The organism is Streptomyces sp. CNX435 (genome assembly GCF_059570575.1).
The window spans coordinates 1-25,856 of the sequence record NZ_JCANTA010000039.1; the positions used below are offsets into that span (position 1 = coordinate 1).

Annotated in this window: 21 protein-coding genes and 2 pseudogenes; 11 read left to right on the forward strand and 12 right to left on the reverse strand. The window is 75.1% G+C overall.

Features of this window, described 5'->3' with window-relative positions; genetic code table 11:
- Window positions 1-304 (forward strand): transposase (locus tag T328_RS34395; protein ID WP_496500192.1); only part of this gene is annotated, 304 nt, incomplete at its 5' end.
- An 18-nt stretch (window positions 305-322) separates the two neighbouring features.
- On the opposite strand, the gene T328_RS34400 is transcribed toward T328_RS34395, so the two are convergent.
- On the reverse strand, window positions 323-865 hold the full coding sequence (locus tag T328_RS34400) for a hypothetical protein (protein WP_496500193.1): 543 nt from the start codon (window positions 863-865) through the stop codon (window positions 323-325).
- A gap of 202 nt (window positions 866-1,067) precedes the next feature.
- Between T328_RS34400 and T328_RS34405 the strand changes: the two genes are divergently transcribed.
- Complete coding sequence (locus T328_RS34405; RefSeq protein WP_496500194.1) at window positions 1,068-2,387, forward strand: carboxylesterase family protein; 1,320 nt, start codon at window positions 1,068-1,070, stop codon at window positions 2,385-2,387.
- Between the two features lie 50 nt (window positions 2,388-2,437).
- Here T328_RS34405 and T328_RS34410 read toward each other — a convergent pair whose 3' ends face one another.
- From T328_RS34410 to T328_RS34430, 5 genes and pseudogenes are all read right to left on the reverse strand, one after another.
- Window positions 2,438-2,683 carry a hypothetical protein gene (locus T328_RS34410; protein WP_496500222.1) on the reverse strand — a complete coding sequence of 82 codons (246 nt, stop codon included), beginning with the start codon at window positions 2,681-2,683 and terminating at the stop codon, window positions 2,438-2,440.
- A gap of 408 nt (window positions 2,684-3,091) precedes the next feature.
- A pseudogene (locus T328_RS34415) lies at window positions 3,092-3,280 on the reverse strand (NUDIX domain-containing protein); the annotation flags it as partial.
- Between the two features lie 13 nt (window positions 3,281-3,293).
- Window positions 3,294-3,704, reverse strand: coding sequence for a GatB/YqeY domain-containing protein (locus T328_RS34420; RefSeq protein WP_496500195.1), 411 nt, complete (start codon window positions 3,702-3,704; stop codon window positions 3,294-3,296).
- Between the two features lie 970 nt (window positions 3,705-4,674).
- Window positions 4,675-5,459 (reverse strand): annotated as a pseudogene (locus T328_RS34425) (SDR family oxidoreductase).
- Window positions 5,460-5,714: 255 nt separating this feature from the next.
- Window positions 5,715-6,713, reverse strand: a complete 999-nt coding sequence (locus T328_RS34430) for a GNAT family N-acetyltransferase (RefSeq protein WP_496500196.1) — start codon at window positions 6,711-6,713, stop codon at window positions 5,715-5,717.
- A gap of 215 nt (window positions 6,714-6,928) precedes the next feature.
- Here T328_RS34430 and T328_RS34435 point away from each other — a divergent pair, with 215 nt between their 5' ends.
- Both T328_RS34435 and T328_RS34440 read left to right on the forward strand, forming a co-directional pair.
- Window positions 6,929-7,678, forward strand: coding sequence for an SDR family NAD(P)-dependent oxidoreductase (locus T328_RS34435; protein WP_496500197.1), 750 nt, complete (start codon window positions 6,929-6,931; stop codon window positions 7,676-7,678).
- Window positions 7,679-7,775: 97 nt separating this feature from the next.
- Window positions 7,776-8,786 carry a LysR family transcriptional regulator gene (locus tag T328_RS34440; RefSeq protein ID WP_496500198.1) on the forward strand — a complete coding sequence of 337 codons (1,011 nt, stop codon included), beginning with the start codon at window positions 7,776-7,778 and terminating at the stop codon, window positions 8,784-8,786.
- 36 nt (window positions 8,787-8,822) lie between these two features.
- On the opposite strand, the gene T328_RS34445 is transcribed toward T328_RS34440, so the two are convergent.
- Together T328_RS34445 and T328_RS34450 are read right to left on the reverse strand one after the other, a co-directional pair.
- Window positions 8,823-9,710 carry a hypothetical protein gene (locus T328_RS34445; protein WP_496500199.1) on the reverse strand — a complete coding sequence of 296 codons (888 nt, stop codon included), beginning with the start codon at window positions 9,708-9,710 and terminating at the stop codon, window positions 8,823-8,825.
- 234 nt (window positions 9,711-9,944) lie between these two features.
- Entirely contained in the window at window positions 9,945-12,845 is a 2,901-nt protein-coding gene (locus tag T328_RS34450) for a hypothetical protein (RefSeq protein ID WP_496500200.1), read from the reverse strand.
- A 132-nt stretch (window positions 12,846-12,977) separates the two neighbouring features.
- On the opposite strand from T328_RS34450, the gene T328_RS34455 reads away from it, so the two are divergent.
- Both T328_RS34455 and T328_RS34460 read left to right on the forward strand, forming a co-directional pair.
- Window positions 12,978-15,221, forward strand: a complete 2,244-nt coding sequence (locus T328_RS34455) for a sensor histidine kinase (RefSeq protein WP_496500201.1) — start codon at window positions 12,978-12,980, stop codon at window positions 15,219-15,221.
- Window positions 15,218-15,874, forward strand: coding sequence for a response regulator (locus tag T328_RS34460; RefSeq protein ID WP_496500202.1), 657 nt, complete (start codon window positions 15,218-15,220; stop codon window positions 15,872-15,874). Before T328_RS34455 ends, T328_RS34460 begins: the two co-directional genes overlap by 4 nt.
- Here T328_RS34460 and T328_RS34465 read toward each other — a convergent pair.
- Genes T328_RS34465 through T328_RS34475 form a run of 3 tightly spaced genes read right to left on the reverse strand, consistent with a single transcriptional unit; the run spans window position 15,871 to window position 18,054 of the window.
- The gene (locus T328_RS34465; RefSeq protein ID WP_496500203.1) at window positions 15,871-16,686 is read right to left on the reverse strand and encodes a DJ-1/PfpI family protein; all 816 of its coding nucleotides are present in this window, start codon (window positions 16,684-16,686) and stop codon (window positions 15,871-15,873) included. The two genes, T328_RS34460 and T328_RS34465, sit on opposite strands and share 4 nt — an antisense overlap.
- Window positions 16,683-17,693: a GlxA family transcriptional regulator gene (locus T328_RS34470; protein ID WP_496500204.1), complete on the reverse strand. Its 1,011-nt coding sequence runs from the start codon at window positions 17,691-17,693 to the stop codon at window positions 16,683-16,685. The genes T328_RS34465 and T328_RS34470 overlap by 4 nt, the downstream gene beginning before the upstream one ends.
- Before the next feature lie 7 nt (window positions 17,694-17,700).
- Window positions 17,701-18,054: a hypothetical protein gene (locus T328_RS34475; RefSeq protein WP_496500205.1), complete on the reverse strand. Its 354-nt coding sequence runs from the start codon at window positions 18,052-18,054 to the stop codon at window positions 17,701-17,703.
- Window positions 18,055-18,245: 191 nt separating this feature from the next.
- On the opposite strand from T328_RS34475, the gene T328_RS34480 reads away from it, so the two are divergent.
- The 4 genes from T328_RS34480 (at window position 18,246) to meaB (ending at window position 23,799) form a co-directional block, all read left to right on the forward strand.
- Entirely contained in the window at window positions 18,246-18,707 is a 462-nt protein-coding gene (locus tag T328_RS34480; RefSeq protein ID WP_496500206.1) for an SRPBCC family protein, read from the forward strand.
- 109 nt (window positions 18,708-18,816) lie between these two features.
- Window positions 18,817-20,628 (forward strand): methylmalonyl-CoA mutase family protein, encoded by a 1,812-nt coding sequence (locus T328_RS34485; RefSeq protein ID WP_496500207.1) that lies wholly within the window; start codon window positions 18,817-18,819, stop codon window positions 20,626-20,628.
- Window positions 20,625-22,802 (forward strand): methylmalonyl-CoA mutase, encoded by a 2,178-nt coding sequence (gene scpA / locus T328_RS34490; RefSeq protein ID WP_496500208.1) that lies wholly within the window; start codon window positions 20,625-20,627, stop codon window positions 22,800-22,802. The genes T328_RS34485 and scpA overlap by 4 nt, the downstream gene beginning before the upstream one ends.
- Before the next feature lie 19 nt (window positions 22,803-22,821).
- Window positions 22,822-23,799, forward strand: coding sequence for a methylmalonyl Co-A mutase-associated GTPase MeaB (gene meaB / locus T328_RS34495; protein WP_496500223.1), 978 nt, complete (start codon window positions 22,822-22,824; stop codon window positions 23,797-23,799).
- A gap of 184 nt (window positions 23,800-23,983) precedes the next feature.
- Here meaB and T328_RS34500 read toward each other — a convergent pair whose 3' ends face one another.
- Complete coding sequence (locus T328_RS34500; RefSeq protein WP_496500209.1) at window positions 23,984-25,249, reverse strand: MFS transporter; 1,266 nt, start codon at window positions 25,247-25,249, stop codon at window positions 23,984-23,986.
- Between the two features lie 110 nt (window positions 25,250-25,359).
- On the opposite strand from T328_RS34500, the gene T328_RS34505 reads away from it, so the two are divergent.
- The gene (locus T328_RS34505) at window positions 25,360-25,743 is read left to right on the forward strand and encodes a winged helix-turn-helix transcriptional regulator (RefSeq protein WP_496500210.1); all 384 of its coding nucleotides are present in this window, start codon (window positions 25,360-25,362) and stop codon (window positions 25,741-25,743) included.
- Window positions 25,744-25,856: the final 113 nt, after the last annotated feature.

Genomic DNA, 25,856 nt, shown 5'->3' on the forward strand with positions numbered 1-25,856 from the left:
GATCATCCGGCTGTGGGAGGAGGCGTGGGCGGAGTTCGTGCCGTTCCTGTCCTTCGACGTCGAGATCCGCAAGGTGATCTGTTCCACGAACGCCATCGAGAGCGTCAACGCCCGCATCCGCAAGGCCGTCCGCGCCCGCGGCCACTTCCCCCACGAGCAGGCCGCGCTGAAGTGCATCTACATGGCGCTGATGTCGCTGGATCCCACGGGGAAAGGCCGCCGACGCTGGATGATGCGCTGGAAAGCCCCCTTGAACGCCTTCGAGATCGCCTTCGAAGGACGCCTGGCCGCAGCCAGGCGCTGACCACCAACCAACCGCAGATCAGCCGTCTACTGGACACACCCTGGCGTCGGCGTACTCCGGCATCGTCATGGGCTGGTCGAAGAGGAAGAACGACTGGTTCGTGCCGACGGTGAACTCCATGTACGCGCCGGTCGTCGCGTCGAAGCCGAAGTAGGCGCCGCACGTCGAGCCCGTGTCGTACGTGCCGTCCATGCCGGGCTGCGCCAGGACCACCTTGCCCTCCGACGAGGAGTCCACCCACTCCGTCGGCGTGAGCTTCTTGCAGCGCGGCACCGGCAGGCCCTTCATGACGAAGTACCCGTACTCGCCCTTGCCGTTCTGGATGTAGACGTAAGAGAGCTTGCCCCGCTTGCCCCAGGTCTTCACCCACTGGTTGATGGACTCGCGGGTCGGCGAGTAGGACATCTCCCCCGCCGGCTGGTTCTTCACCAGCCGGTCGTAGTTCTCCTGCTTGGCGTCGTTCTCCCGGCCCGCGCTGGAGTCGTCCTCGCAGGCGGCGAGACCGAACACCGCGAGGAGCGCCAACAAGGACGCCATAGCGATGCGGGCGATCGTCTTCATGGGTGCTGTCCCCTTCCCCGGCTGCCGAGATCATCGGCGCCGGCCGTCGGATGGGGCGCCGCTCGGCGGGCCTGCCGCTTCGAGGCTAGGGTGCGGACCTCGGGTGGGGTCCCGTGCGGGTGCGGCTACGCCGGGAGGAGTAGCGGCGGTGTCGCCCGGCGGCGGACGCGGGACGGGGCGGTACCGGCCGATGCTGTGGGGCATGTCCCTGCGTGCCCCTCTCACCGCGCTTGGTCTGGCCGTTGCCTCCGTGCTGTCCCTGGCAGTCGTCCCGGCCGCCGCCGCGGCGCCCGACCCCACCCTGGTACGGGTGGACGCCGGGCTGCTGCGCGGCGAGAGCGCCGGCGACGTCGTCCGGTTCCGCGGGGTGCCGTACGCGCGGCCGCCGGTCGGCGAGTTGCGCTGGCGCCCGCCGCGGCCGCCGCAGCCGTGGTCCGGGGTGCGGGACGCCACCATCCCGGGCCGGCGGTGCGCACAGCCGGCCGGGGGCGGCGAGGACTGCCTGTACGCCGACATCACCCGGCCGCTGCGGCCCGGGCGGGGCGGGCGGCTGCCGGTGCTGGTCTGGATCCACGGCGGCGGCCTGACCACCGGCAGCGGGTCCGACTACGACGCCGCCCGGCTGGCCGCCGCTGGCGACATGGTCGTGGTGAGCGTCAACTACCGCCTCGGCGCGCTGGGGTTCCTCTCCCACCCGGCGCTCGACGACCGGGGCACCGTTTCGGGCAACAGCTGCGCCGGCGCCGCGGACGTCGCGACCTGTCTGCGCCGCGCGCCGGCGGCGGACCTGCTCGACGCACTCAAGGACGTCGAGGCACCGGTCACCGGCACCGCCGCCGACGACCCATGGGGGCCGGTCGCCGGGACACCGTTCCTGCCACGGCAGCCGGCCACCGCGCTACGGCACGGCTCCGCCGCCGGAATCCCACTGCTGATCGGCAGCACCCGCGACGAGATGCGGTCCTTCGTCCCGTACACATACGACCTGGGCGGCGACCCCCTCACCGCACAGCGCTACGCCGACGTCGTGACCGACGCCTTCGGCGACGACGCCCCAGCCGTCCTGCGGCGCTACCCGGCCGCAGGCGACCCCAGCCCCGTGCTGGCCCTGTCACGCGTGCTGACCGACTGGGGCGGCCGGATCGGCGCCTGCCCCACGCTCGCCACCGCCACCTTGGCCGCGCGGCACGCGCCCGTGTACGCCTACGAAATGGCCCAGGACGGCGGCACGGTCATCGACGGCTTCCCCTTCGGCGCACACCACGGCTCCGACCTGCCCTACCTGTTCGACCTGCCATGGGCGGACCCCGGCCCCCGAGGCCTGACCGCGGCGATGACCGGCTACTGGACCACCTTCGCCCACCGCGGCGACCCCCACCGCGCCGGCCCGCCGGCATGGCATCCGGTACGGGCGGACAGGCGCACGGACAACGGGGCCACGGTGCTCGGGCTGACCGACGGCGCCATCACCCCCACGCCGTTCGCGGCCGACCACCGGTGCCGGTTCTGGGCCGGCCGGTGACCTCCTCCAGGCACCGGCGGCCTTCCGCACTCACCACACCCCCCGGGGTGCTACGTGGATACGGAACCGGTCGCGGCGGGGTGCACCACCGCGACACCGCGCACGGCGGCGAAGAACCGCACCTCATTCCCGGCCAGCCCGGCCGCCGCCAGCGCCCGATCAGCATCTGCCAACGGCCCAGCCAGCACCACCGCCGCCAGCGCGGGGCCGCCGGGCTCCGCAAGCGCGGCCTGCACGCTGCGCACGAGCCGGCGGTACGCCCGGACCGCGGTCACCTCCGCGGTGTCGCCCGTCATCGTCGTCTCCGTTCGTCGGATCTGTCGTACGCCCCCAGTGTGCCGAGGGGGTCTGACATCGCCGTTTCGAACTCGCCTTTCGCCGGGGCCCGTTGTCCGCCCGCGACAGTCCCCCCGGGGGGTGCGGGTCAGTCGACGTGCGGGTGGGCACCCGTCAGGTAGTGGCCGATCTGGCGGCGCACCGACGGGTGGATGTCGAACGCCGCCAGGTCGTCCGGCCGGACCCACCGGACGCCGTCGGCCTCGTCGTTGACCGTCGGCTCGCCGCCGACCGGGCGGTACGAGGACGGTGACCTCGTACGCCTGCCTGATCTCGCCGTCGCTGTACGCCACCACGTGCCGCGGCGGCGAGTACACCCCCAACAGCCCGGCCGGCTCAGCGACGATGCCCCTCTCCCCCAGGCACTCGCGCACCGCGCACTCGGCGGGCGACTCCCCGATGTCCATCACGCCGCCCGACAGCGCCCACTGCCCGATATCCCGGCGCCGCTGCAGCAGGATGGCGCCGTCGTCGCGGGCGACCAGCATGTTACACGCGGAGATCAGCGAGTTGGGCCGGGGCGCCCGGTCGTCGTACCAGTACACGGTCCGTGCCATGCGGGCGCGCTTCCTAGCACGTCAGGTACGCGTCGAGCACGTCCGCCTCGCGGCGCAGCCGGCCCGCGGCCCCGCCGTGCCCGACCGCGTCATAGCGGTCGGCCTCGGTACGGCGCTCGGCGACCTGCTCGCGCAGCAGCGCGCGTACGTCGTCGGCGGACAGCACCCGCCGGGCCGCTTCGGCCGACCCGACGCCGGCGCTCGCGCCGGCGATGTGCTCGCTCGTCGGCGTCACGGGAGCGTCGACGGGCGCGACGCCTTCGGCGTTGTCGACCGACGCGAGGGCGGTACGCAGCGCGGACACGGCCTCCCGCCGTCGCGCCTTCATCGCGGCACGCAGGTCCGCGCGCAGGAGGGACCGCAATGCCTGCGCGTCCTCGGTCGTCTCCGGGCCCGTAGGCGGGCCGCCTGCAGCCGCTGTCATGCGGCCAACGTACCTTTCCTTCGCCGCGACACCCTTCCGGGGCGGGCAAGAGCCAACCGGCGGCACATCGGCGCACCCCCGCGGCCGCACCCGGACGGCCGGGGAACGCCAAGGACCGGGCCCGTACGCGACGAATCGCCGTACGCGGCGAACGGCGCCGACGCCCCGGTCCACTGCCCGCACACCGAAAGCACCGCCCGGAACTCTGGCGAAGCGGAGCAGAATCGCCGGCGACGTCCGTCCCCAGGGCATCGACTACGGGCCGCTGCCCGTCCTGCGGATCCACCACCCGACCCGCACGGACAACTCCGTGCGCCGCAGCAAGCCCGACCGGCACGAGCCGGACTGCACACGGCCCACGACCGAGGAAACACCGGGCAGGCCGAACCCCCGTCCGCCCAGGACTTCCTGCTGACCATCAGGGCCGGAACCTACCGCCGGCGGACGTCCACCGGCACACACCGTCCGAGCACACCATGGGCGGTGTCGCCCTCCCGCCCAAACAGCACATGAAGTACCTGCGCATCGACGCCGACGACGACCCGGTCCCCCCGGAGTCGGACCCAGGACACCGGGCCGCAGGCGGCGAGGCACTACGCCGTCGTCACCGTCCTCGTCCACCCCGGCGACCCCAACCCGGCGCCGGACCGGCCGCCGCCCGCAGCCTCCCAGGACACCCACCCCCGCCCGGTGCGTGCCCGGCGTGGAGTCCGACGCACTGCCGCCGACCTGCACCGAGCCATACCGCTACACCGGCTCCACCACCACCCCGCCCATATCTCCCCGGCGTCCGCCGGCACCCGATCACCACCCACCCGGCGCAGCCGCCCGGCCGCCGCCCTCGACCACTACCGGACCGCCCCCCGGCGACGGCAACGCCCGCCCGGTGCAGCCGCCCAGCCGGCGGCACCTCCGCAGCGACCGGCACCGCCGGTGGTGACCGGTCACGGCGACGGGGCCCGCGGAAATCTCAGCGCTGGCCAGCCGGGCGTACGACGATCTCGTTGACATCCACCTCCGGCGACCGCGCCAAAGCATACGAGACAACGCCGGCGACGGCGACGGGACCGATCGCGTAAGCGCGGTAAGTACGCATCGCCTCGGCAGCACCGGGGTCGGTGATGCTGTCGGCGAGTTCAGAGGCGACAACGCCCGGCGAGACGGTCGTCACCCGCAGAGAAGGATCGGACTCCTGCCACAGCCCCTCGGTGATCGCCCAAGCCGCATACTTCGTAGCACAGTACACAGCGCCAGTGGGCACGACCTCGTGGGCACCGACACCGGCGACAGTCACGAAGCACCACAGCCCTGGGCGCCGAACACCGGCAGCACCGCGGCGACGCCATGCAACAGCCCACGAACGCTCACATCAATCATACGGTCCCACTCCTCAACGAGCAGGGAATCCAGCCGCGACAGCGGCATCACCCCGGCGTTAGCGACAAAGACATCGACACGACCGCGACGCTCGCAGGCGCCGGCGACGAAGTCCGCGACATCCGCACGGTCCGTCACATCGAGACGCACAAGCTCCAGAACACCACCAACGCCCGCCGCAACACCGGCAGTACGCACCGCCAAGACCGCCAAACGATCAGCACGCCGCGCGCCGGCCACCACACGGTGACCCTCACCGGCGAGCCGAGCAGCGACGACCTCACCAATACCGCTACTAGCGCCGGCAACAAGGACAAACTTACGGCCGGTCACAGGAGTAACAGAGGCCTGTTCGGCGCGCTGTGTAGTCACAACCACAAAACTGCGCCACCCACCGGGCCGACAGAAAAGACCGCATCCTCCCAGGCACCACACACCCAGACACAGCCAGCCACACACCACACCCAACACAACACCACAACACACACCGAGCAAGACACCACCCCCACAACCCAACACACCGACGTCACCCCGGCCGCGGCGAACCTCCCCGCCACGGGGCGCCGCCGGGTACCGGGGCTGCGGCGCGAGGAGGTCGCGCTGCTCGCCGGGGTCAGCGCCGATCGCCGGCAGTCAGCCGCGCACCTGCAGCCGGTAGGCGTGGGTGCGCCGGTACGGGCGGAAGCCCAGCTGCTCGTCGAGGGCGAGCACCCCGGCGGCGTCGTCGGCGGCGGTGGTCTCGACCTCGGTTATCTGCGGGTGCTCGGCATGCAGCCGGCGCAGCATCTCGGCCGTGAGCCAGCGCCCGAGCCCACGGCGGCGGTGGACGGGCACGACGGCGGTGTGGCAGTGCTGCGCGCGCCCCGCCGGGACGGGCGGAATCAGCACCTCGGTGTAGCCGGCGACGGCCCCGGTGCCGGTGTGCACGGCGGCCACCGTCAGCAGCCGGCCGTGCCGGGCGTCGGGTGCGGCGGCGGTACCGAAGGCGAAGCCGGGGACGGCGGCGGCGAGGTCGTCGGGGGCGGGCGGTGCGGATCCGGTACGGGCCGGAGCGGACCCGGGCGCCGCCCGGGGTGCGGTGGCCGGGTCGTACCAGGTGGTGAGGCGGTAGCCCGGGTGGTCGGCGAAGACCAACTCCGCCAGCCAGGCGCGGTGCACCTCGGCCAGCGGCAGCAACAGGTGGTGGACGACGCGGTCGCGGACGAAGCCGTGCCGCAGGCAGAACACGTCCGCCGGCGTGCACGCCGGGGCCGCCGCCCGGAGGGTGCCCCAGCCCTCCTCCCGGGCCGCGGCCAGGACGGCGGCCAGCAGGAGCGTGCCGGTGCCGCGGCGGCGGGCGGCGGGGTGGACGTAGAGCTCGAGGTCCACCGCCGGCCGGGCCGGGCCGGCCGAGGTGGACGGCCGCACCCCCGCGACAGCCGTCACCTCACCCCCCGTCCCCGTGGCCGCCCACGCCGGTGTCGCCGTGCCGCCGGCCGAGGCGTCCGGCCGCAGTCCGGCGAGGATCTCCTCCCGTACCGGCGCGGGCACGCCGGGCAGGTCCGCCGCCCGCGCGGCGGCGACGACCGCGCGCCAGGCGTCCACGGCCGGCGCGGCGTCACGTACGACGGCGATCTCCACCGGTGAACTCATGGCTCCAGCCTCGCCGCGCCCCGCCCGCCGAACAACGGCCGATCCCGGAACGTGCCATAACCCGTCGCTTATCGATGGGGGTGGGTGATCCATAACCGACGGGTTATCCGCCGTTGCCGGATCGGCCGTTGTTCGGGCGGCGCGCCGGGGCGAGGCTGGTCCACGCAGACGAAAGAGCAGGAGCACACGCAGCCACCGAAGGGGGCGCAACGCCCATGACCGCCACCGCACGTACGGGCAGGGTCTGGTTCGTCACCACGGCAGGACACGGCGCCGGCCGGGCTGTCGTCGCGGCGGCGCTGGCGCGCGGTGAACGGGTCGCCGCCGTCGTACCCGACGAAGCCGCCCGGAACCGGTTGCTGGCCCGGCACGACGAGCACCGGCGCAGGCTGTTCGTACGAGCCGTGGACGTGGCCGACAACTGGGCGGTGAACGCCACCGTGTGCGCGGCGGCCGACCGGTTCGGCCGCCTGGACGCGGTCGTCAACGACGCACGCCCGCCGCGCCGCTCCCCCGCCGCCGGTACCGGGGACGGGGCCGGGGACGCCGCCGCGCCGGTCGGGTGGATCGCCGAGGCGGCGGCCAGGGAGCGGATGGAGTCGGCGTTCTTCGGCCCGCTGTGGGTCGCGCAGGCGGTGCTGCCGCTGTTGTACGAGCAGCGCTCCGGCCACCTGCTGCAGCTCTGCGGCTCCGTTGCCCCGCCCGGGGCGTCCGGCGCCGCGCTGGACCGCGCCGGCACCTGTGCGGTGGTGGCGCTCAGCCGGGCGGCGGCGTGCGAGGCGGCGCGCTGCGGGGTCGACATCAGCGTCGTCGGCGGCCGGTCGGACGCCGGTTCCCTGCTGCGACTCGTCGACGGTGCCACAGCCCGCCGCCGGGACGCGCCGACGCCCGGTCCGGCTTCCGGCCCGGCTCCCGGTCGCGCCTCCGGTCCGGCCTCCGCCGCAGGTCACGGAGCGGCGGCCTGAGGGTGACGGGGGCGGGGCCGGCGGGATACGCTCCCCGGGCGGCGCCGGTTTCCGGTGCCCGCCAGCCGATGACGACAGGTCGATACGGGGGTGCGGGATGGAGCTGCGGGACATAGAGATCTTCCTCGCTCTCGCCGAGGAGCTGCACTTCGGCCGCACGGCGGAGCGGCTGCACGTCTCGCAGGCGCGCGTCAGCCAGTCGATCGCCAAGCAGGAGCGCCGCATCGGCGCGCCGCTCTTCGAGCGCACCAGCCGCCGGGTGGAGCTGACCGCCATCGGGGCGCGGCTCCACGACGACCTGAAGGCGGGCTACCAGCGCATCCAGGACGGCATCGACTCCGCGGCGGCGGCGGCCCGGGGCACGACGGGGGTGCTCACGCTGGGGCTGATGTGCGCCCAGGCGTTCGACCAGGCGTCGATCCTCGCCCGGTTCAAGGCCCGCTACCCCGGTGTGGAGCTGCGCTTCCGCGAGGTGGTCTTCAGCGATCCGTTCGGGATGCTGCGGGCGGGCGAGGTGGACCTGGAGGTGACCTGGCTCCCGGTGCGCGAGCCGGACCTGACGGTCGGCCCGGTGCTGGCCCGTGAGCCGCACGTGCTGATGGTCGGTGCCGACCACCCCTTCGTCGCCCGCGCGTCGGTGAGTCTCGAAGACCTCGCCGACTGCGTGCTGCCGCAGCCGGTGACCCCGGTCCCGTCGTACTGGTTCGAGGCGCTGATGCCGACGCGTACGCCGTCGGGGCGGCCGATCCGCACCGACGGGCCGGAGATCACCACGTTCCAGGAGGCGCAGGCCGTGGTCGCGGCCGGGGACGCGGTGTGCGTGGTGCAGGGTGAGGCGGCGCGGCACTTCCCGCGGCCGGGCATCGCGTACGTGCCGATCACGGAGCAGCCGATGGGCGTCTGGGGTCTGATCTGGCGTACGGCACACGAGACGCCGCTGGTCCGGGCCTTCGTCGAGTCGGCCGTCGACACTCTCGCCGCCGCGGCGGAGGCTGACCCGGGCGGCACCGACGGCCCGAGCGGCCCCGGCGGCGCGGACACCCCGCAGGCACCGGAGCGGGCGCGGCCGGCACGCGCGGTCCCGGAGCCCGCGGTCGCCCGCGGCTGAGACCGCCGCACGGCCGCTCGGGCGGCTCCGGGCGTATCAGAGCAGGGAGTTCCGCTTCAGCACGGACACGGCGGCGACCGTACGGTATCCGCGCCACTCCAGCGCGGCGGCCGGCGAGTACGAGGCGAAGTCGACCGCCCAGCCGCCGTCGTCCTGCTGCTCCGCGGCCAGCCGGCGCAGCTCGGCGTCGATGACGTCCGGGGCGTACAGCGTGCGCGCGGGTCGGCCGGGTTCGGGGGCGACGTCGAGCGGCCGGATCGCCTCGCCCGCCGAGCCGCCCTCGACGGGCAGCACCCCGTCGCCGGGGATGAGCGGGCGCAGCCGCTCCAGCAGGGCGGTGGCCTCCGGCCCGGTGTCGGCGGCGGCGTCGAGGAAGCGGATCGCGAAGGACAGCTCGATCGCATGCGGCTTGTCGCCGATCGCCTCGACGGCGGCCAGGCAGTAGTCCGTGGCCCGCCGCAGCCAGGGGTGGGCGGCGACGGCGGGGTCGTGCGCGGCCACTTTCAGGGCGGTGCCGGCGGCGAACGCGGTGCTCTGCAGGGTGGAGACCTCCGGGTCGGCCCCGGCCCAGAACGGCGCGCAGCCGGCGGTGTCCGCCACGGGCAGTGCGAAGGGCAGCCCGCCGTCCGGCAGCGTGGCGGTCAGCAGCCAGTCGCACAGCCGCGCCGCGTGCGGGGTCGTGGCCGGGGCGATGTCGACGAACGCCTCGAAGGCGTGCAGCGCGCCGCCGGGCTGGCTCTCCGGCGCCCGCAGGTCCGGCTCCAGCCCCCAGCCGTAGCCGCCGTCGGGGTTGCGGTAGCCGTCGACGGCGGCGAGCACGGCGGCGGGATCCGTCCGGCCGAGCAGCAGCTCGAAGCGGCGGCGGTCGAGCAGCCGCGCGTGCGTGGTCATGAACGACGCGGCGGCGGAGAGGTCTGCGGTCATACGGTCACGATGGCACCGGCGCGGGGTCCCGTCTTGAACGTTTCGGACGTGTCCGCAGGCCGGGACCGGATCGGGGGACGGCCGTGCGGCGATCCGCCGCCGACGGCGGGGAGGGACAGCCGCCTTCGGCGGATGCCGTGCCCCCGGAGCTCGCGATCGCCGCTCCCCCGGTCTCCCGCCGTCCCCCTCCGCCCTCCGTCGCGCCCCGCCGCACCGGCGGCGTGCGCGCCCGCGTCAGGCGCTCCCGCGGACGGTGAACGTCGTCGTCGAAAGCGTCGCCGCGTGCGCGGCGTTCCGGGCGCGGATGCGCACCGTGTGCCGCCCCGGCCGCAGCGTCAGCGACGCCGTGAGCCGGCCCGTGGACGGGTCGAAGCGGTGCGGCACGGGGCTGCCGTCGACCTCGACCTCGGTGCCGCCATGGTCGACGCCCGACGTGCGGTCGGTCACGCGGGCCCGCAGCCGTACCGCGGGGCCCGCGGCCGTCGCGCCGTCCTTCGGCGACAGCCGGTCGACGCGCGGCGCCAGGGGCACCGCGCGGCCCCGCCGGCGGCGGGTCGCGTACTGGATGCGGGAGACGGACGGCGGGATCGTCGCCGCGTCCGCGGCGAGGGTGGCCTCGAAGGCCAGCGGGTAGTCGACGCCGCGCCGCACCTTCGGGCCCGCGGTGACGGTGAACTCCACGGTCTCGCGGCCCATGGGCCCCACCGTCACCTCCGCGGCGCCCGCTGGTGCGACGGCCCAGCCGCCGAAGGCCCGTCCGCGGACCGCGACGGTCTGGAGGGCGGCACCGAAGTTGTAGACGTCGACCGACATGCGGGTGACACCGGTCAGCCGGTAGCCGAGCGGCGGCGGGGCGTCGCCGTCGGCCTTGCCGGGCGCCGCGTTGGCGGCGGCGAAGCGCTGGCCGAGCACGATGTGCTCCGCCGCCGACGGCCGGCCGCCGCGGGCGCGAAGGGCCTCCGGGCGCTGCCCGGGTGCCTCGCCGACCAGGTAGCGGGTCTCGGCGACCAGGTAGTACGGATCGGGCGCCGCGGGGATGCGCACCGTGCCGTCGGCGGAGCGCGGGTGGGTCCCGCGGTGCGCACCCATGATGTCGTAGCGCTCGATGCGACCGCCGGTGGCCGCGGGCACCGGCACGTCGGTCGGTCCGGGGCCCGGAGCGTAGACGACGGTCACGGTCCGCGGCCCGTCGCGGAAGACGAAACCGGCCGCCTCCGGCAGAAGTTCGGTGAGGGTGCGGACGTAGTCCGCCGCGCCGAGCAGCGAGGTCATGGCGGCGTACGCGCTGTACGCGGGCCACGGCTGGAACTCCCGGCTGAGCAGCGCGAAGGACACGCCGTCGTCGGTGCACGGCGGGGCGCAGAACCAGAAGTGCCGGGCGGTGCCCTCGGCGAGGCTCTCCACGGTGGACAGCACCAGGTAGCGGGCCTGGACGACCTGCCGGGCGTGGGTGAGGTCGCGGCCGGGTTCCGCGGGGAGCATCGCCCCGCACTCGGTCATCCACATCGGCAGCCGGGGGCCGTAGGTGTCGCGCAGCTCGCGCTGCTCCTCGGCGGCGGCGGGGAACTCTGGGTCCTCGCCGGGTGCCGGGTAGCCGTGGAAGCTCCACGCGTCGGCGTAGCGGGTGACGTCGTTCTGCAGCATGAGTTCCTGGAAGGGGCCGGCGGTGGCGATGCCGGGGAGGACCACGGGCGGGTGGTGCGGCCGGTCGGCGATGCCGAGGGCGGCGGCCTTGACGTAGGCCGCGTGCTGATCGCCGGTGCTGGCGGAGTCGTCGACGTCGGGCTCGTTGGACAGGTGCAGGGCGTCGGCGACGGTGGCGTTGCCGCTGCCGGCGAGGTGCGCGGCGTAGCGGTAGGCGTCGCGCAGGTCGTCGGGCAGCGGGACGGACGTCTCGCTCATCGCCCAGTCGGGCGGCGGGGAGACGATCTCCAGTACCTGGAGGCCGTGGCGGCGGAAGGCGCTGACGGTGCGGCCGTAGAGGCCGCTGTCGTACGGACCGCGCGGTTCGCGCTGCGCTGCCGGCCAGGAGCTTCCGTCGCGTACCCAGGAGGCGCCCATCTCCCTCATCCCGGCGGCGAGGGCGTCGAGCCGGGCGGGCGGCACGAGGGCGAAGGAGGCGACGTTGACGCCGAAGCGGCCGGCGGGCCCGGCGGCGGGGCGCTGCTCGGGCAGCCGTGCGAAGCGGCCGGTGACCGTGTCGGCGGGGGCGGCGTCCAGTGCCGCCCGGACGCGGTAGTTGCCGGGCGGCAGGTCGCGGGGCAGCGGGGCGGTGGCGGTCGCGGCGCCGGCGGGGATGGTGGCGGTGCCGGTGGCGACGGTGGCGGAGTGGTAGTCGAGGAGGGTGTACGTGACCGTACACGCCTGCCGCGCCGTGCCCCCGAGGCCGAAGTGCAGTTCGGCGGGTTCGTCGCCGCGCCAGTGGCCGAGGCCGGAGTCCGGGTCGCCGAGGTGGACGGTGCGCAGGGCGAGGTCCACGGGGGCGAGGGTGAATTCGTCGAGCAGGAAGCGGTATCCGGTGAAGTCCTCCAGGACGGTGGGTTCGTCGACGGTGAAGGTGATCAGGTTCCGGCCGCGGCGCAGCGCGATGTCGCCGAGCGTGAGGACGGCCAGGTCGCCCCAGGCGGGCGGGGATTCGTACCAGTGCGGCTGGGAGCCGGCGAGCGGCCTGTGCGGGGTGTCGCCCACGGTGAGGCCGAGGTACGAGCCGGGCTCCGCGGCGTGCGGCTGCTCGACCGGGGCGGTGGCGACGGCGGTCAGCCGGTACCCGCCGGCGGCCGGGACGTCGACGGCGTACGTGGCGTACCAGCCCTGCGCGGGCGGGGGTTCCGCGGTGGCGAGGGCGAGGCAGGCGCCGCCGGCGGCCCTGGGGTCCCGGACGACGGGGATGTTGGTGCGCAGCGGCTTCTCGCCGGGCACGGTGATCACGTCTTCCTCCGGGGCTGTTTCCCGTGCGCGGGCGAGGCCGGCGCCCACCGCGAGCGCCGAGCCGCCCGCGACGGCGGCGGTCACGGCGAGGCCGCCCCTGACGAGGGTGCGGCGGGCGAAGCGGGTGCTCTGCGCGGGGCCGGGTGCGCCGTGGCCGGCCTGGTCGTCGTGGGCCGCGGCTGCGGGCCCGTGGTCGTCGTCCGTCATACGGCAAGCAAACCGCGGCGGCGGGCGCGAGCGCGTCGTGCTCGGGTCCGCACCGGGGTCCGACAGCCGGCGGGGGCCGTCTCCGCCTCCGGGGGGAGACGGGTGCCGTCCGGGCGGCCGTACGCTGACGGGATGGAGCGGACGGGGGGCGGGGCGGCGCGGGCGTGGCCCGGTTCCGCGGACGTCGCGGTGCCGGCGGCGCTGGCCGCGGCGCAGCCGGTGGTGTTCGTCGTCGCGGGACCGGTTTCCGGTGGGCCGGCGGCCGGTTGGGCGGCGGTGTGCGGGCTGCTGGCGGTGGCCGCGGCGGCGGGTGCGCTGGTGTGGCGGCGGCGGGCGCCGGGGGCGGTGCTGGCCGCGGTGCTGTTGCTCGACGGCTTCGCGGAGATGGCGGTCGCGGAGGCGACGGCCGCGGAGGCGACGGTGGTGCCGGCGCTGCCGGCGGCGGTGTGGGTCGCGCTGTACTCGCTGGCCGTGCACGGCGGCGTACGGGGCGCGCTCGCGGGCGCGGCGGTGGCCACGGCGGTGGTAGGGGCGCCGGCCGCGGGGGCGCCGTCGGCGTGGGCGCTCCTCGATGAGTTGGCGGCCGGGGCGCTGGTGCATCTGGTGATCGTGCTGTGCGGGCGGCTGCGCCGGCACCGGGTGGCTCGGCGGGCGTGGGTCGCGGCCCGGCTGGCCGGGGTGGCGCGGGAGCGGGACGCGGCCGCCGCGGCGGAACGGGAGCGGCTGACACGGGAGTTGCACGACGTCGCCGGGCACCATCTGAGCGCGGTCGCGGTGCAGAGCGCCGCCGCGCTGCGGCTCGTCGGCAGCCGCCCGGAGCTGGCGGGCGAGGCGCTGGCGGGTGCGGCGGCCACGGGCCGGGCGGCGCTGGCGGCGCTGGCGCGGCTGGTGGACGCCGCGGGCGACGAGGCGGACGGCCCGCCGCACCGGCGGCTCGCCGCGCTCTGCGGCCGGCTGGCCGGACTGGGGTTCCCGGTGGCCTTCGCGGTGACGGGGCGGCCGGTCGCGCCGCCGGACGGCGTCGGTGCGGCCGCGTACCGCGTGGCACAGGAGTCGCTGACGAACGCGATCCGGCACGCGGCGGGCGCCCCCGTGACCGTACGACTGCACTACGGGACGCGGGAGTTGGTCCTCACCGTGGCCAACGGGCCCGCCGCGGCCGGCGATCGGGCCGCACCGGCGCGCTCCGGCGGGCGGGGGCTGGCCGGGATGCGGCGGCGTGTCGAGGCGGCGGGCGGTCGCCTGACGGCGGGGCCCGGCGGTACCGGTCCGGACGAGTTGACCGCAGGCGACGGCGGCGGGCCGGTGCCCCCGGTCCGTACGGCGAGCGCTCCACCCGGGCGCGACGGCGCCCCGGCCGGGCGGGCCGGCGTCGGGGTGCCGGCGAAGAACGGCCCGCCTGCGGAGTGCGGCGGCCGGTCTCCGCGGGACGCCCCCGGGTTCCGTACGCGGGACGACCTGCGCCCGGAGGGCAGCAGCCGGTCCCGACAGGGCGCAGCCAGGATCCGTGCGGCGGACTACCCGCCTGCGGGTGACGGCGGTTGGTGCGTACGGGCCGTCCTGCCCGTACGCGACCGGGACCGCGCTCCGGCGCGCCGGATCGGCGCGGTGGAAGCGGCGGCGTTCGCCGGCTGCGCCCTGGTGCCGCTCGCGGTGAGCCCCACGGCCGGTGCCGCGCTGCTGCTGGTGCTGCACGCCGCCCCGCTGCTGTGGCTGCGCCGCACGCCGGGGTGCGCACTGGCCTCCATGGCGGCCGTGGCGCTGGGCTGGTCGGCGGCGACGGGCTTGCCCCTCCCGGCGGCGCTGGCCCCGCTCACCGTCGCAGCCGCGGCCGAACTCCTCGCCCTGTACGCCGTCGCGGCCCGGCACCCTGCGCACCGTTCCTGGCCCGCGCCCGTCGCCGTCGGCGTCGCGGCGGGGACCGTGCTGGGGCTGGCCGTCGCGGCGGATCCCGCGGAGTCGGCCGGCGCGGGCACCGTCGTGCTCATGGCGGCGCTGGGACTTGCCGCCGTGCCGTGGCTGCTGCCCGTGTGGGCGCTGGGGCTGCTGGCCCGGTCCCGTCGCGGCGAGGGCGGCCGGTGGGAGCGGCGGGCGCTGGAGGCGGTGGCGGCCCGCGTCGGCGAGGCGGTGGCCGCGGAGCGGCGGCGCGTCGCGGCCGGGCTGCAGGGCGCCGTGGCCGAGCGCACCGCGCGGCTGGTGCGCGGCGCCGAGTCGGGGCTGTCGGGCCGTGTGGGGCACGCCGCCGCGCTGGCCGAGGTGACGGGCGAGGCGCGGCAGGCGCTGGCGGCGCTGCGCGAACTGCTGGACCTGATGGACGCCGCCGGCGCGGGCGTCTCCGCGCCCACCGGCGGCCGGGTGGCGGAGGTGCGGGGATGAGCGCGCGGGTGCTGGTGGTGGACGACCAGGCGGTGGTACGGGCCGGCTTCGCGGCGGTCATCGGGGCAGAACCGGATCTGTCGGTCGCCGGCGAGGCCGCCGACGGCGCGGAGGCGCTGCGGCTGGCACGTACCACCGCGCCCGACGTGGTGCTCATGGACATCCGCATGCCGGGTATGGACGGCCTGGTCGCCACGCGGGCGCTGACCGCGATGGCACCGCCGGTGCGGGTGCTGATCCTGACCACGTTCCGCCGCGACGACTACGTCTTCGAGGCGCTGCGCGCGGGCGCGTCGGGGTTCCTGCTGAAGGACTGCTACCCGCAGGATCTGGTGGACGCCATCCACACCGTCGCGGCCGGCGAGGCGCTGCTCGCGCCGGCGGTCGTCCGCGGGCTCATCGACGCCTTCATGACCGGCGCGGTCGTCCCGCGCGCGGCGCGGGACGACCGGCTGGACGCGCTGACGGAGCGGGAGACCGAGGTGCTGCGCCAGGTGGCGAAGGGGCTGAGCAACCCGGAGATCGCCGCGGTGCTCGGCATCGCCATATCCACCGTGAAGACCCATGTGACGGCCGTCCTCGCCAAGCTGGGGCTGCGGGACCGTACGCAGGCCGTCATCTACGCGCACGAGACCGGCCTCGCCGCCCGCTAGCGGACGGCCCCCTGCTGCTGGGATTCCTCGAGCAGGCGCAGCGCCAGTTCCTTCAGCTCGGGGCTCGCCTCGGCCGCGTTGCCGGAGTCGTACGGCGGCTGCGGGTCGTACTCGACGGCGAGCTGGACGGCGCGTGCCGTCAGCTCGCCGGTGAGCAGGGCGGCCAGGTAGAGGGACATGTCGATGCCCGCGGAGACGCCGGCGGCGGTGATCACCTTGCCGTCGTGGACGTAGCGTTCGGGCACGTACGTGACGTCGAAGGTCGCCTCCAGGTAGTCCTTCGACGCCCAGTACGTGGTGGCGCGGGAGCCGAGCAGACCGGCGGCGCCGAGGACGAGGGAGCCGGTGCACACCGAGGTGGTGAAGCGGGTGCCGCGGTGGGCGCGGCGCAGGAAGCCGAGGATCGCCGCGTTCTCCATGGCGGCGAGGGTGCCGCGGTTACCGGCGCCGGGCACGAGGACCACGTCCAGCTCGCCGGTCTCGGAGAACGACCGGTCGGCGACGACCGCGGTGTGCCCGGTGTCCGTGCGGACGGGCCCGCGGCGTTCGGCGATCATCGTGACCTCCGCCCCGGGCAGCCGGGAGAGGACCTCGACCGGGCCGGTCGGATCGAGCAGGCTGAAGCCGTCGTACAGCACGACGCCGATCCGCGGGCCGCGGGCCGGCCGCCCTGCCCCGCTCCCCTGCGGGCCGGCGGCGTGGGCCGCGGCCGGGAGCCCGGCCGCGAGGCCCGCGGCGGCGAGCGCCGCCGCGCCGCCGAGGGCGGCCCGGCGGGTGGTCGTCGTGGGCGTCTCCGTGTCGCTGTTCGTCATGCGTCCGGAGTCTGCCGGTCCGGTAAGGGGCGGGCCCTCGGCATGTCCGGCATCCTGCGAATCGTGTCCCCGGTGGCCCCGTAGTGATCCACGAACGCCTGCCGCAGCGTCTCGGCGGAGCCGAACCCGCAGCGGCGCGCGATCGCGGCAAGCGTCAGCCGGCTGGAGCGTACGAGGTGGGCCGCGCCCTCGGTGCGGGCGGCGCGTACCGCTCGTGCGGGGGTGGTGCCGAGGTGCCGGGCGAAGAGCCGGGTGAGGTGGCGGGTGCTGATGCCCGCGCGGGCGGCGAGCGCGCGGGGGCGCAGGTCGTCGCCGAGGTGGCCGGAGACGTGGCCGAGGAGGTCGCGGACGAGGCGGTCCCCGCTCGGCGGGGCGGCCAGGAACATGCTGATCTGCGCCTGGTCGGCGGGCCGGTGCAGGTACGTCACCAGTTCCCGGGCGACGTCGCGCGCGAGCGTCGGCCCGTGGTCGTCCTCGATCAGCGCGAGCGTCAGGTCCAGCGCGCTGGTCACACCGGCGGAGGTGTAGACGTGGCCGTCGCGCACGTACAGGGGCGCCGGGTCGACGGCCACGGCCGGGTGCCGGGCGGCGAGTTCGGCGCCGTAGCGCCAGTGGGTGGTGACCCTGCGTTGGTCCACCAGGCCGGCGGCGGCCAGTACGAACACCCCGGTGCACACCGCCGTGACGCGGCGCGCACCGGTCGCCAGCCGCCGCACCTGCTTCACCAACTCGCCGTCCACAGCGGCCCGCTCGTGCCCGATGCCGCCGACGACCACGAGGGTGTCCGGCCGCGCCGGCACGTCGGCAAGCCGCTGCCCGCCGCCGACGCCGATGCCGGCGGAGCTGACGACCCCGCGCCCGCTGGCGGTGGCGAGCCCGATGGCGTACGGGGGGTCGGCGCCGAAGCGGTTCGCGGCGTCCAGGGCGCCGGCTGGGCAGGCGATGTCGAGTATCTGCGCGTCGTCGTACGCGACGAGCACTACCCGGCGTTCCGCCCCGTCCGTCACCGCGCGGTCAGCGGGGTTCGCTCTCCGGCGGGTTGCCGCCGGCCTGCATGTCGCGCAGCGCCTCGTCGGCGGCCCTGATCTCCGCGTAGTACTGCCGGTGCACCTTGTACGTGCGGTCGATCCGGATCTCGTGGTACATCCCGGTCGGTTCACCGAAGCGGAAGTCGCGGGGCAGGCGCTGTGCGCCGCCGCGGCCCACGATCAGGATGGCGCGGTCGGTCACCACGAACGTCCGCACGCGTACCGTGAAGAGCCCGGAGCCGCTCTGCCCGACGAATCCCGTCTGGATCCGCTCGCCGGGCTCCAGGTGCGGTGCGGCCCGCTTGGCGACGTATTCGACTCGCCGTTCCTGGTGGCCCATGGCTTCCCTCCGTAGCGAGACGCGCCGAATCTTAACGCAGGCCGCGCACGCGGTAACAGCCGAGTCCGAGTCCCGGTCGGGTGGGCCGGGGCAAGGAGGTCTTGGGGTCTGTGCCGCGGTCGGTGGCCCGTGCGGCACACCGGGCAGGTCGCCGCGGAGGCGCCGGTCGGGGTCTTCTCTAGCCTGGTCGCATGGCCCTGTTCGAGGTGGAGCGCACGGTGCACTCGTCCGCGGTGGCGGTCTGGGGGCGGCTCACGGACTGGCGCGCGCACGGCGGGCGGGTCCCGCTGACCCGGATCGTCGGGGTCTCCGCGCCCGCGACGGGCGTCGGGGCGCGCTTCACGGCGCGCACCGGCGTGGGCGCGGTCGGCTTCGACGATCCGATGGAGGTCGTCGCGTGGTCGCCGCCGGGTGCCGGGCGGGCGGTGGGGCGGTGCCGGCTGGTCAAGCGGGGGCGGGTGGTGCGCGGCTGGGCCGAGATCGAGGTGTACGGGCCCGAGGCGGACACCGGGTACGGGGAAGGGCCGGTGCGGGTGGTGTGGCGGGAGGAGATCGGCGTGCGGGGCGTACCGCGGGCGCTGGATCCGCTGGTGGCGCGGACCGCGCGAGCGGTGTTCACGCGCGTGCTCGACGGTCTGCTCCGCCCCCGCTGACCGCCGCTCCCCCGCGACCGCGGAGGCACCGCGTGGCCCGTGACGAGAACATGGTCACACCCGCGGTCCGCACAGCTCATCCTTTAGCCGGTCTGGCTAGCATCCGACCATGACGGTCCTGCCCGATGACGGGCTCCCCCTCGCGGCCGAGTTCCCCGGCGCGTCGCACGAGCAGTGGCAGCAGCTGGTGGCCGGCGTGCTGCGCAAGTCCGGCAAGGAGGTCCCGGGCGCCGAGGCGGAGGCCCTGCTGTCCACCGCGCTGGAGGACGGGGTGCATACCCCGCCCCTGTACACCGCGCGCGACCGCGCGCCCGATCCCGGCCTGCCGGGCTTCGCGCCCTTCGTACGCGGCGGCCGGCCCGAGGGGAACGCCGCGGGCGGCTGGGACGTACGCCAGCGGCACGCGGTGGCCGACGCGGAAGCCGTGCTCGGTGACCTGGAGAACGGCGCCACCTCCCTGTGGCTCGCCGTCGGCGGGTCCGGCATCCCGGTGACGGCACTGGAGGACGTCCTGAAGGACGTCTACCTGGACCTGGCGCCGGTCGTCCTGGACGCCGGTGCCGAGACCGAGCCGGCCGCGCGGGAGTTGCTGCGGCTGTACGAGGAGCGCGGCGTCGCCGCGGACGCCGCCCGGGGCAACCTGGGCGCCGACCCGCTCGGCCACGAGGCCCGTACGGGCAGCCCGCAGGACCCCGCCGTCGCGGGCGCACTCGCCCGGCTGTGCGCCGACCGCCACCCGGGCCTTCGGGCCGTCACCGTCGACGCGCTGGCGTACCACGAGGCCGGCGGGTCGGCGGCGCAGGAACTCGGCTGCTCCCTGGCCACCGCGGTCGCGTATCTGCGGGAGCTGACCGTGGCGGGGCTGAGCGCCGCGCAGGCGTGCGGCCAGCTGGAGTTCCGGTACGCGGCCACCGCCGACCAGTTCCTCACGGTCGCCAAGCTGCGGGCCGCGCGCCGGCTGTTCGCGCGGGTGGCGGAGGTCTGCGGGGCGCCCGAGGCGGGCGCGCAGCGCCAGCACGCGGTGACCTCGCCGGTGATGGCGGCGCGCCGCGACCCGTGGGTGAACATGCTGCGTACCACGGTCGCCACCCTCGCCGCCGGGGTGGGCGGCGCGGACGCGGTGACCGTCCTCCCCTTCGACCACGCGATCGGTCTGCCGGACGCGTTCTCCCGGCGCGTCGCCCGCAACACCTCGGCCATCCTCATCGAGGAGTCGCACCTGGCGCGGGTCGTCGACCCGGCCGGCGGCTCCTGGTACGTGGAGCGGCTGACCGACGAACTCGCGCACGCCGGCTGGGCGTTCTTCCGGGAGATCGAGCGGGCCGGCGGCCAGGCCGCCGCGCTGCGCTCCGGGATGGTCCGCGAGAAGCTGGCGCGGACCTGGGCGGAGCGGGGCGCGCGGCTGGCCAGCCGGCGCGAGCCGGTGACCGGGGTGAGCGAGTTCCCCGACCTGGCGGAGAAGCCGGTCGTCCGCGAGCCCGCACCCGAGCCGACGTCCGGCGGGCTGCCGCGGGTGCGCAGGGACGAGGCGTTCGAGGCGCTGCGGGCTCGCTCCGACGCCCACCTGGCCGCGACCGGCGCCCGCCCGCGCGTCTTCCTCGCCGCGCTGGGCCCGGCCGCCGTGCACACCGCGCGGCTGACCTTCGCCGCGAACCTGTTCCGGGCCGGTGGCGTCGAGCCCGTCACCGGCGGCGCCTTCGCGGACAGCGGGGCGCACGAGGCGTGCCTGTGCTCCGGCGACCCGGTGTACGAGGAGCAGGGCGCCGCCGCCGCGGCGGAGCTGCGGGCCGCCGGCGCGCGGCACGTGTACCTCGCCGGCCGTCCGGGCCCGTACGACGGCGCCGACACCTACGTCTTCGCCGGCTGCGACGCCGTGGCCGTGCTGACCGACGCACTCGACCGCATGGGAGTGGCCCGATGACCGTCCCCGACTTCTCGGACGTCGAGCTGGGCGACCCGGCCGCCACGGCCGGCGCCGACGAGTGGCGCGCCGCGGTGAAGCACGCCGCCGACGGGGGCGACCTCGGCTGGGAGACACCCGAGGGCATCGCCGTCAAGGCGCTGTACACCGGGCAGGACCTCGACGGGCTGGACTTCCTGGACACCTACCCGGGCGTCGCGCCGTACCTGCGCGGCCCGTACCCGACGATGTACGTGAACCAGCCCTGGACGATCCGGCAGTACGCCGGCTTCTCCACCGCCGAGGAGTCCAACGCCTTCTACCGGCGCAACCTCGCGGCCGGCCAGAAGGGCCTGTCCGTCGCCTTCGACCTGCCCACCCACCGCGGCTACGACAGCGATCACCCGCGGGTGACGGGCGATGTCGGCATGGCGGGGGTGGCGATCGACTCGATCCTCGACATGCGGCAGCTCTTCGACGGCATCCCGCTGGACCGGATGACGGTGTCGATGACGATGAACGGCGCGGTGCTGCCGGTGCTGGCGCTGTACATCGTGGCGGCGGAGGAGCAGGGGGTGCCGCCGGAAAAGCTCGCGGGGACCATCCAGAACGACATCCTCAAGGAGTTCATGGTCCGCAACACCTACATCTACCCGCCGAAGCCGTCGATGCGGATCATCTCCGACATCTTCGCGTTCACCTCCCGGAACATGCCGCGCTACAACTCGATCTCCATCTCCGGCTACCACATCCAGGAGGCGGGCGCGACGGCCGACCTGGAGCTGGCGTACACCCTCGCCGACGGCGTGGAGTACCTCCGGGCGGGCCGGGACGCGGGTCTGGACGTGGACACCTTCGCACCGCGGCTGTCGTTCTTCTGGGCGATCGGCATGAACTTCTTCATGGAGATCGCCAAGCTGCGTGCGGCACGTCTTCTGTGGGCGAAGCTCGTCAAACGCTTCGACCCGAAGAATCCCAAGTCGCTGTCGCTGCGCACACACTCGCAGACCTCAGGCTGGTCGCTGACGGCGCAGGACGTCTACAACAACGTCACGCGCACCTGCGTGGAGGCGATGGCCGCCACCCAGGGCCACACGCAGTCGCTGCACACCAACGCCCTGGACGAGGCGCTCGCGCTGCCGACAGACTTCTCGGCCCGTATCGCCCGCAACACCCAGCTGCTGCTGCAGCAGGAGTCAGGCACGACCCGGGTGATCGACCCGTGGGGCGGCAGCGCGTACGTGGAGCGGCTGACGTACGACCTGGCGCGGCGGGCGTGGCGGCACATCGAGGAGGTCGAGGAGGCCGGCGGCATGGCGCAGGCGATCGACGCGGGCATTCCGAAGCTGCGGGTGGAGGAGGCGGCGGCGCGCACCCAGGCCCGTATCGACTCCGGGCGGCAGCCGGTGATCGGCGTGAACAAGTACAGGGGCGACTCGGACGAGCAGATCGAGGTGCTGAAGGTCGACAACTCCGCGGTGCGGGCGCGGCAGATCGCGAAGCTGGCGCGGCTGCGGGCGGAGCGGGACGAGGCCGCGTGCCAGGGCGCGCTCGACGACCTCGCGCGGGCGGCCGGCGGCGAGGGCAACCTGCTGGAGCTGGCGGTACGGGCCGCGCGGGCACGGGCGACGGTGGGCGAGATCTCGTACGCCCTGGAGAAGAGCTACGGGCGCCACGCCGGGCAGATCCGTACGATCTCCGGTGTGTACCGGAACGAGGCGGGTGAGTCGCCGTCGGTGTCGCGGACCAGGTCGCTGGTGGGCGAGTTCGCGGAGGCCGAGGGCCGGCGGCCGCGCATCCTGGTCGCCAAGATGGGCCAGGACGGGCACGACCGCGGGCAGAAGGTGATCGCCACGGCCTTCGCCGACCTCGGCTTCGACGTGGACGTCGGCCCGCTGTTCCAGACCCCGGCGGAGGTGGCGCGGCAGGCCGTCGAGGCGGACGTGCACATCGTGGGGGTGTCGTCGCTGGCCGCCGGGCACCTGACGCTCGTACCGGCGCTGCGTGAGGCGCTGGCGGAGGAGGGGCGCGAGGACATCATGGTCGTGGTGGGCGGGGTGATCCCGCCGCAGGACGTGCCGACGCTGCTGGACATGGGTGCGACGGCGGTGTTCCCCCCGGGCACGGTGATCCCGGACGCGGCGTACGACCTGGTGGCGAAGCTGGCCGCCGGGCTCGGTCACGACGCCGCGTGAGCGGGTGAATCCCAGAGAAATGGCCATCGACCTCGACACGTACGTCAAGGGCGTCCTCGACGGCAAGCGCGCGCTCGTCGCCCGCGCGATCACCCTCGTGGAGTCGACCCGGCCGCAGCACCGCGCGCTGGCCCAGGAGTTGCTGACCGAGCTGCTGCCGCACAGCGGGAACGCCCGGCGCATCGGGGTCAGCGGGGTGCCGGGGGTGGGGAAGTCGACGTTCGTCGACGCCTTCGGCACCATGCTGACGGGGCTGGGATACCGGGTGGCCGTGCTGGCGGTCGACCCGTCGTCGAGCCGCACCGGCGGGTCGATCCTGGGCGACAAGACGCGCATGGAGCGGCTGGCGGTGGATCCGGCCGCCTTCGTACGCCCCTCCCCCACCGCGGGCACGCTCGGCGGGGTCGCGAAGGCGACGCGCGAGTCGATGGTGGTGATGGAGGCGGCCGGCTACGACGTGGTGCTGGTGGAGACCGTCGGCGTCGGCCAGTCGGAGACGGCGGTCGCGAACATGGTGGACTCCTTCCTGCTGCTGACGCTGGCCCGTACCGGGGACCAGCTGCAGGGCATCAAGAAGGGTGTGCTGGAGCTGGCGGACGTGATCGCCGTGAACAAGGCGGACGGGCCGCACGAGCGCGACGCGCGGGCGGCGGCGCGGGAACTGGCGGGCGCGCTGCGGCTGATGCACGGGAAGGGCGCGTTCTGGACGCCGCCGGTGCTGCACTGCAGCGCGCGGGAGTCGACGGGGCTCGGCACCGTCTGGGAGCGGCTGGAGCGCCACCGGGAGCTGCTGGAGACGACCGGGCGGCTCGCCGGCCGGCGGCGCGATCAGCAGGTGGACTGGACGTGGACGATGGTGCGCGACGAGCTGCTGGGCCGGCTGCGCGCCGACCCGGCGGTGGGCGCGCTGGCGCCGGAGCTGGAACGGCAGGTCAGGGACGGCGAGTTGACGGCGACGCGGGCGGCGGAGCGGATCCTGGACGCGTTCCGCGGCTAGAGCGGGCCCGCGGTGGGTGCGGTGCGGGCCGGTGCGGCGCGGGGCGGGCGTCGGCTCACCCGCTGCTCGGTGCGCGAGCCGGTCTCGGCGGTGGCGTCCGCCGGGGTCCCGCATTCTGCGGTGAGGAGACTCGGCGGTTCGTCGGCCAGGTGAGCGCGACTGATCACCAGGCGGTGAGCAGGGGTCACTCCGGCTCGCCCGGCGCCTTCCGCGCGCGCCGCGTCATCTCCCCGCCCCACGCCAGCAGGTTGACCGCCGCGAACCCGGCGCCGGTCATGACCACGGCGTCCCAGCCTCCGGCCGCGTACGCCGCCGCCGACGCGCTCGAACCGGCGATCGCGCCGCTGAAGTAGGCCACCATGTACGCCGTGGTGATACGGCTGCGCGCCTCCGGCCGCTGCCGGAAGTTGACCGCGAGGTTGACGACCTGCATGCCCTGCACGCCGAGGTCGAGCACGACGACGCCGAGCAGCAGCGCCCACAGCCGGGTACCGCCGTCCAGCCCCATCAGGCCCCAGCTCGCCAGGATCACCGTGAACAGGATCCCGGTGACCGCGTTGTCCCGGCCCCGGTCGACCTGCGGGCCGGTGATCCGCGCCGCGTAGGCGCCGACGACGCCGGCGAGGCCGAACAGGCCGATGACGCCGGCGCCGTAGGAGTACGGCGGGTGGTCGAGCAGGAACGCGATCGAGGTCCACAGGGCGTTGAAGCCGGCGAAGGACATGAAGCCGTACAGGCAGCGCAGGCGCAGCACCGGCTCTTCGCGGATGATCGTGAAGAGGGAGCGCAGCAGCCTCGCGTACGGCATCCGCGCGGCCGGCGGCGCGTCGGGCAGCGCCCGCCGGAGCACCAGTGCGAGCGCGACCATCAGCGCGGCGGCCACCGCGAACACGGTGCGCCAGCCGCCCAGTTCGGCGAGGAGACCACCGCCGGTACGGGCCAGCAGCACGCCCATGAGTACGCCGCTCATCACCGAGCCGGTGACCCGGCCCCGCTCGTGCGGGGCGGCGAGCCCCGCGGCGAACGGCACGAGGATCGGCGCGACGACGGCGGTCAGCGACATCACCGCGGAGGCGGCGATCAGCATCGAGACGGAGAACGCCGCCGCGGACAGCGCCTGCATCGCGGCGACGACCAGAAGCAGGTTCACCACCAGGTGTTTCTTGTTGACGATGTCGCCCAGCGGCAGCAGCAGCGCGAGCCCGGCGGCGTATCCGACGGTGCTCGCGATCACGATCATCGACGCGGTGTCGCTGCTGACGTCGAAGGTGTCCGCGATCGCGGTCAGCAGCGGCTGGCAGTAGTAGATGTTGGCGACGGCGAAGCCCGCGGCGACGGCGAAGAGCGTGACCATCCCCCGGGACAGCCCGGCGGCGCCGGGGTCGGGCGCGGGCTCCGGTGACGCGCCGCGCGGCGGCGCCACGCCGTCGGATGACTGTGCCGAACTCACGCTTGCTGCCTCCCGTTGACGAAGCCGGCGGTGACGTGCTGCCGGTACGCGCACTACGCTAGAAAGCGCCGTACGAACCGAGGGGTACCTACGAGCCGGGGGAGTTCGCCGTGCGTTTCGACCGGCCGGGAGATGTGTTCCTCGCCGATTGCCCGGCCCGGCTGACGCTTGAGGTGATCTCGGACAAGTGGAGCCTGGTGACGCTGTACGCGCTCGGTTCCCGGCCGTGGCGCCACGGTGAACTGCGCGAACTGATCGGCGGCATCAGCTCCAAGGTGCTGACGCAGACGCTGCGGCGGCTGGAGCGGTACGGGATGGTCCGCCGTCAGGAGTACGCCGAGGTGCCCCGCCGGGTCGAGTACGAGCTGACGGCGCTCGGGCGCACACTGCTGCCGGCGATCGCGGCACTGACCACCTGGGCGGAGGAGCACGGCGCGGCGGTGATCGAAGCGCTCGACGGCGACGCCGACGCCGGTGCCTCCGCCTCCGCGTAGCCCCGGACCCCCGGCAACGTGCCCGCCCGCCACGGTCGTTGACACCTCCGGTGCGGCTCCTTACCGTGAGCGGCGATTGCAACGATGTAAAAGCGCGCAGCTCACCCCCACCG

Excerpts from the sequence above, each read along its gene's own strand:
- T328_RS34430 (WP_496500196.1), bottom strand. The coding sequence starts at position 6,713 with ATGAGTTCACCGGTGGAGATCGCCGTCGTACGTGACGCCGCGCCGGCC.
- meaB (WP_496500223.1), top strand. The coding sequence starts at position 22,822 with ATGGCCATCGACCTCGACACGTACGTCAAGGGCGTCCTCGACGGCAAG.
- T328_RS34440 (WP_496500198.1), top strand. The coding sequence starts at position 7,776 with ATGGAGCTGCGGGACATAGAGATCTTCCTCGCTCTCGCCGAGGAGCTG.
- T328_RS34485 (WP_496500207.1), top strand. The coding sequence starts at position 18,817 with ATGACGGTCCTGCCCGATGACGGGCTCCCCCTCGCGGCCGAGTTCCCC.
- T328_RS34420 (WP_496500195.1), bottom strand. The coding sequence starts at position 3,704 with ATGACAGCGGCTGCAGGCGGCCCGCCTACGGGCCCGGAGACGACCGAG.
- T328_RS34480 (WP_496500206.1), top strand. The coding sequence starts at position 18,246 with ATGGCCCTGTTCGAGGTGGAGCGCACGGTGCACTCGTCCGCGGTGGCG.
- T328_RS34465 (WP_496500203.1), bottom strand. The coding sequence starts at position 16,686 with ATGACGAACAGCGACACGGAGACGCCCACGACGACCACCCGCCGGGCC.
- T328_RS34435 (WP_496500197.1), top strand. The coding sequence starts at position 6,929 with ATGACCGCCACCGCACGTACGGGCAGGGTCTGGTTCGTCACCACGGCA.
- T328_RS34455 (WP_496500201.1), top strand. The coding sequence starts at position 12,978 with ATGGAGCGGACGGGGGGCGGGGCGGCGCGGGCGTGGCCCGGTTCCGCG.
- T328_RS34400 (WP_496500193.1), bottom strand. The coding sequence starts at position 865 with ATGAAGACGATCGCCCGCATCGCTATGGCGTCCTTGTTGGCGCTCCTC.
- T328_RS34475 (WP_496500205.1), bottom strand. The coding sequence starts at position 18,054 with ATGGGCCACCAGGAACGGCGAGTCGAATACGTCGCCAAGCGGGCCGCA.
- T328_RS34410 (WP_496500222.1), bottom strand. The coding sequence starts at position 2,683 with ATGACGGGCGACACCGCGGAGGTGACCGCGGTCCGGGCGTACCGCCGG.
- scpA (WP_496500208.1), top strand. The coding sequence starts at position 20,625 with ATGACCGTCCCCGACTTCTCGGACGTCGAGCTGGGCGACCCGGCCGCC.
- T328_RS34445 (WP_496500199.1), bottom strand. The coding sequence starts at position 9,710 with ATGACCGCAGACCTCTCCGCCGCCGCGTCGTTCATGACCACGCACGCG.
- T328_RS34450 (WP_496500200.1), bottom strand. The coding sequence starts at position 12,845 with ATGACGGACGACGACCACGGGCCCGCAGCCGCGGCCCACGACGACCAG.
- T328_RS34460 (WP_496500202.1), top strand. The coding sequence starts at position 15,218 with ATGAGCGCGCGGGTGCTGGTGGTGGACGACCAGGCGGTGGTACGGGCC.
- T328_RS34405 (WP_496500194.1), top strand. The coding sequence starts at position 1,068 with ATGTCCCTGCGTGCCCCTCTCACCGCGCTTGGTCTGGCCGTTGCCTCC.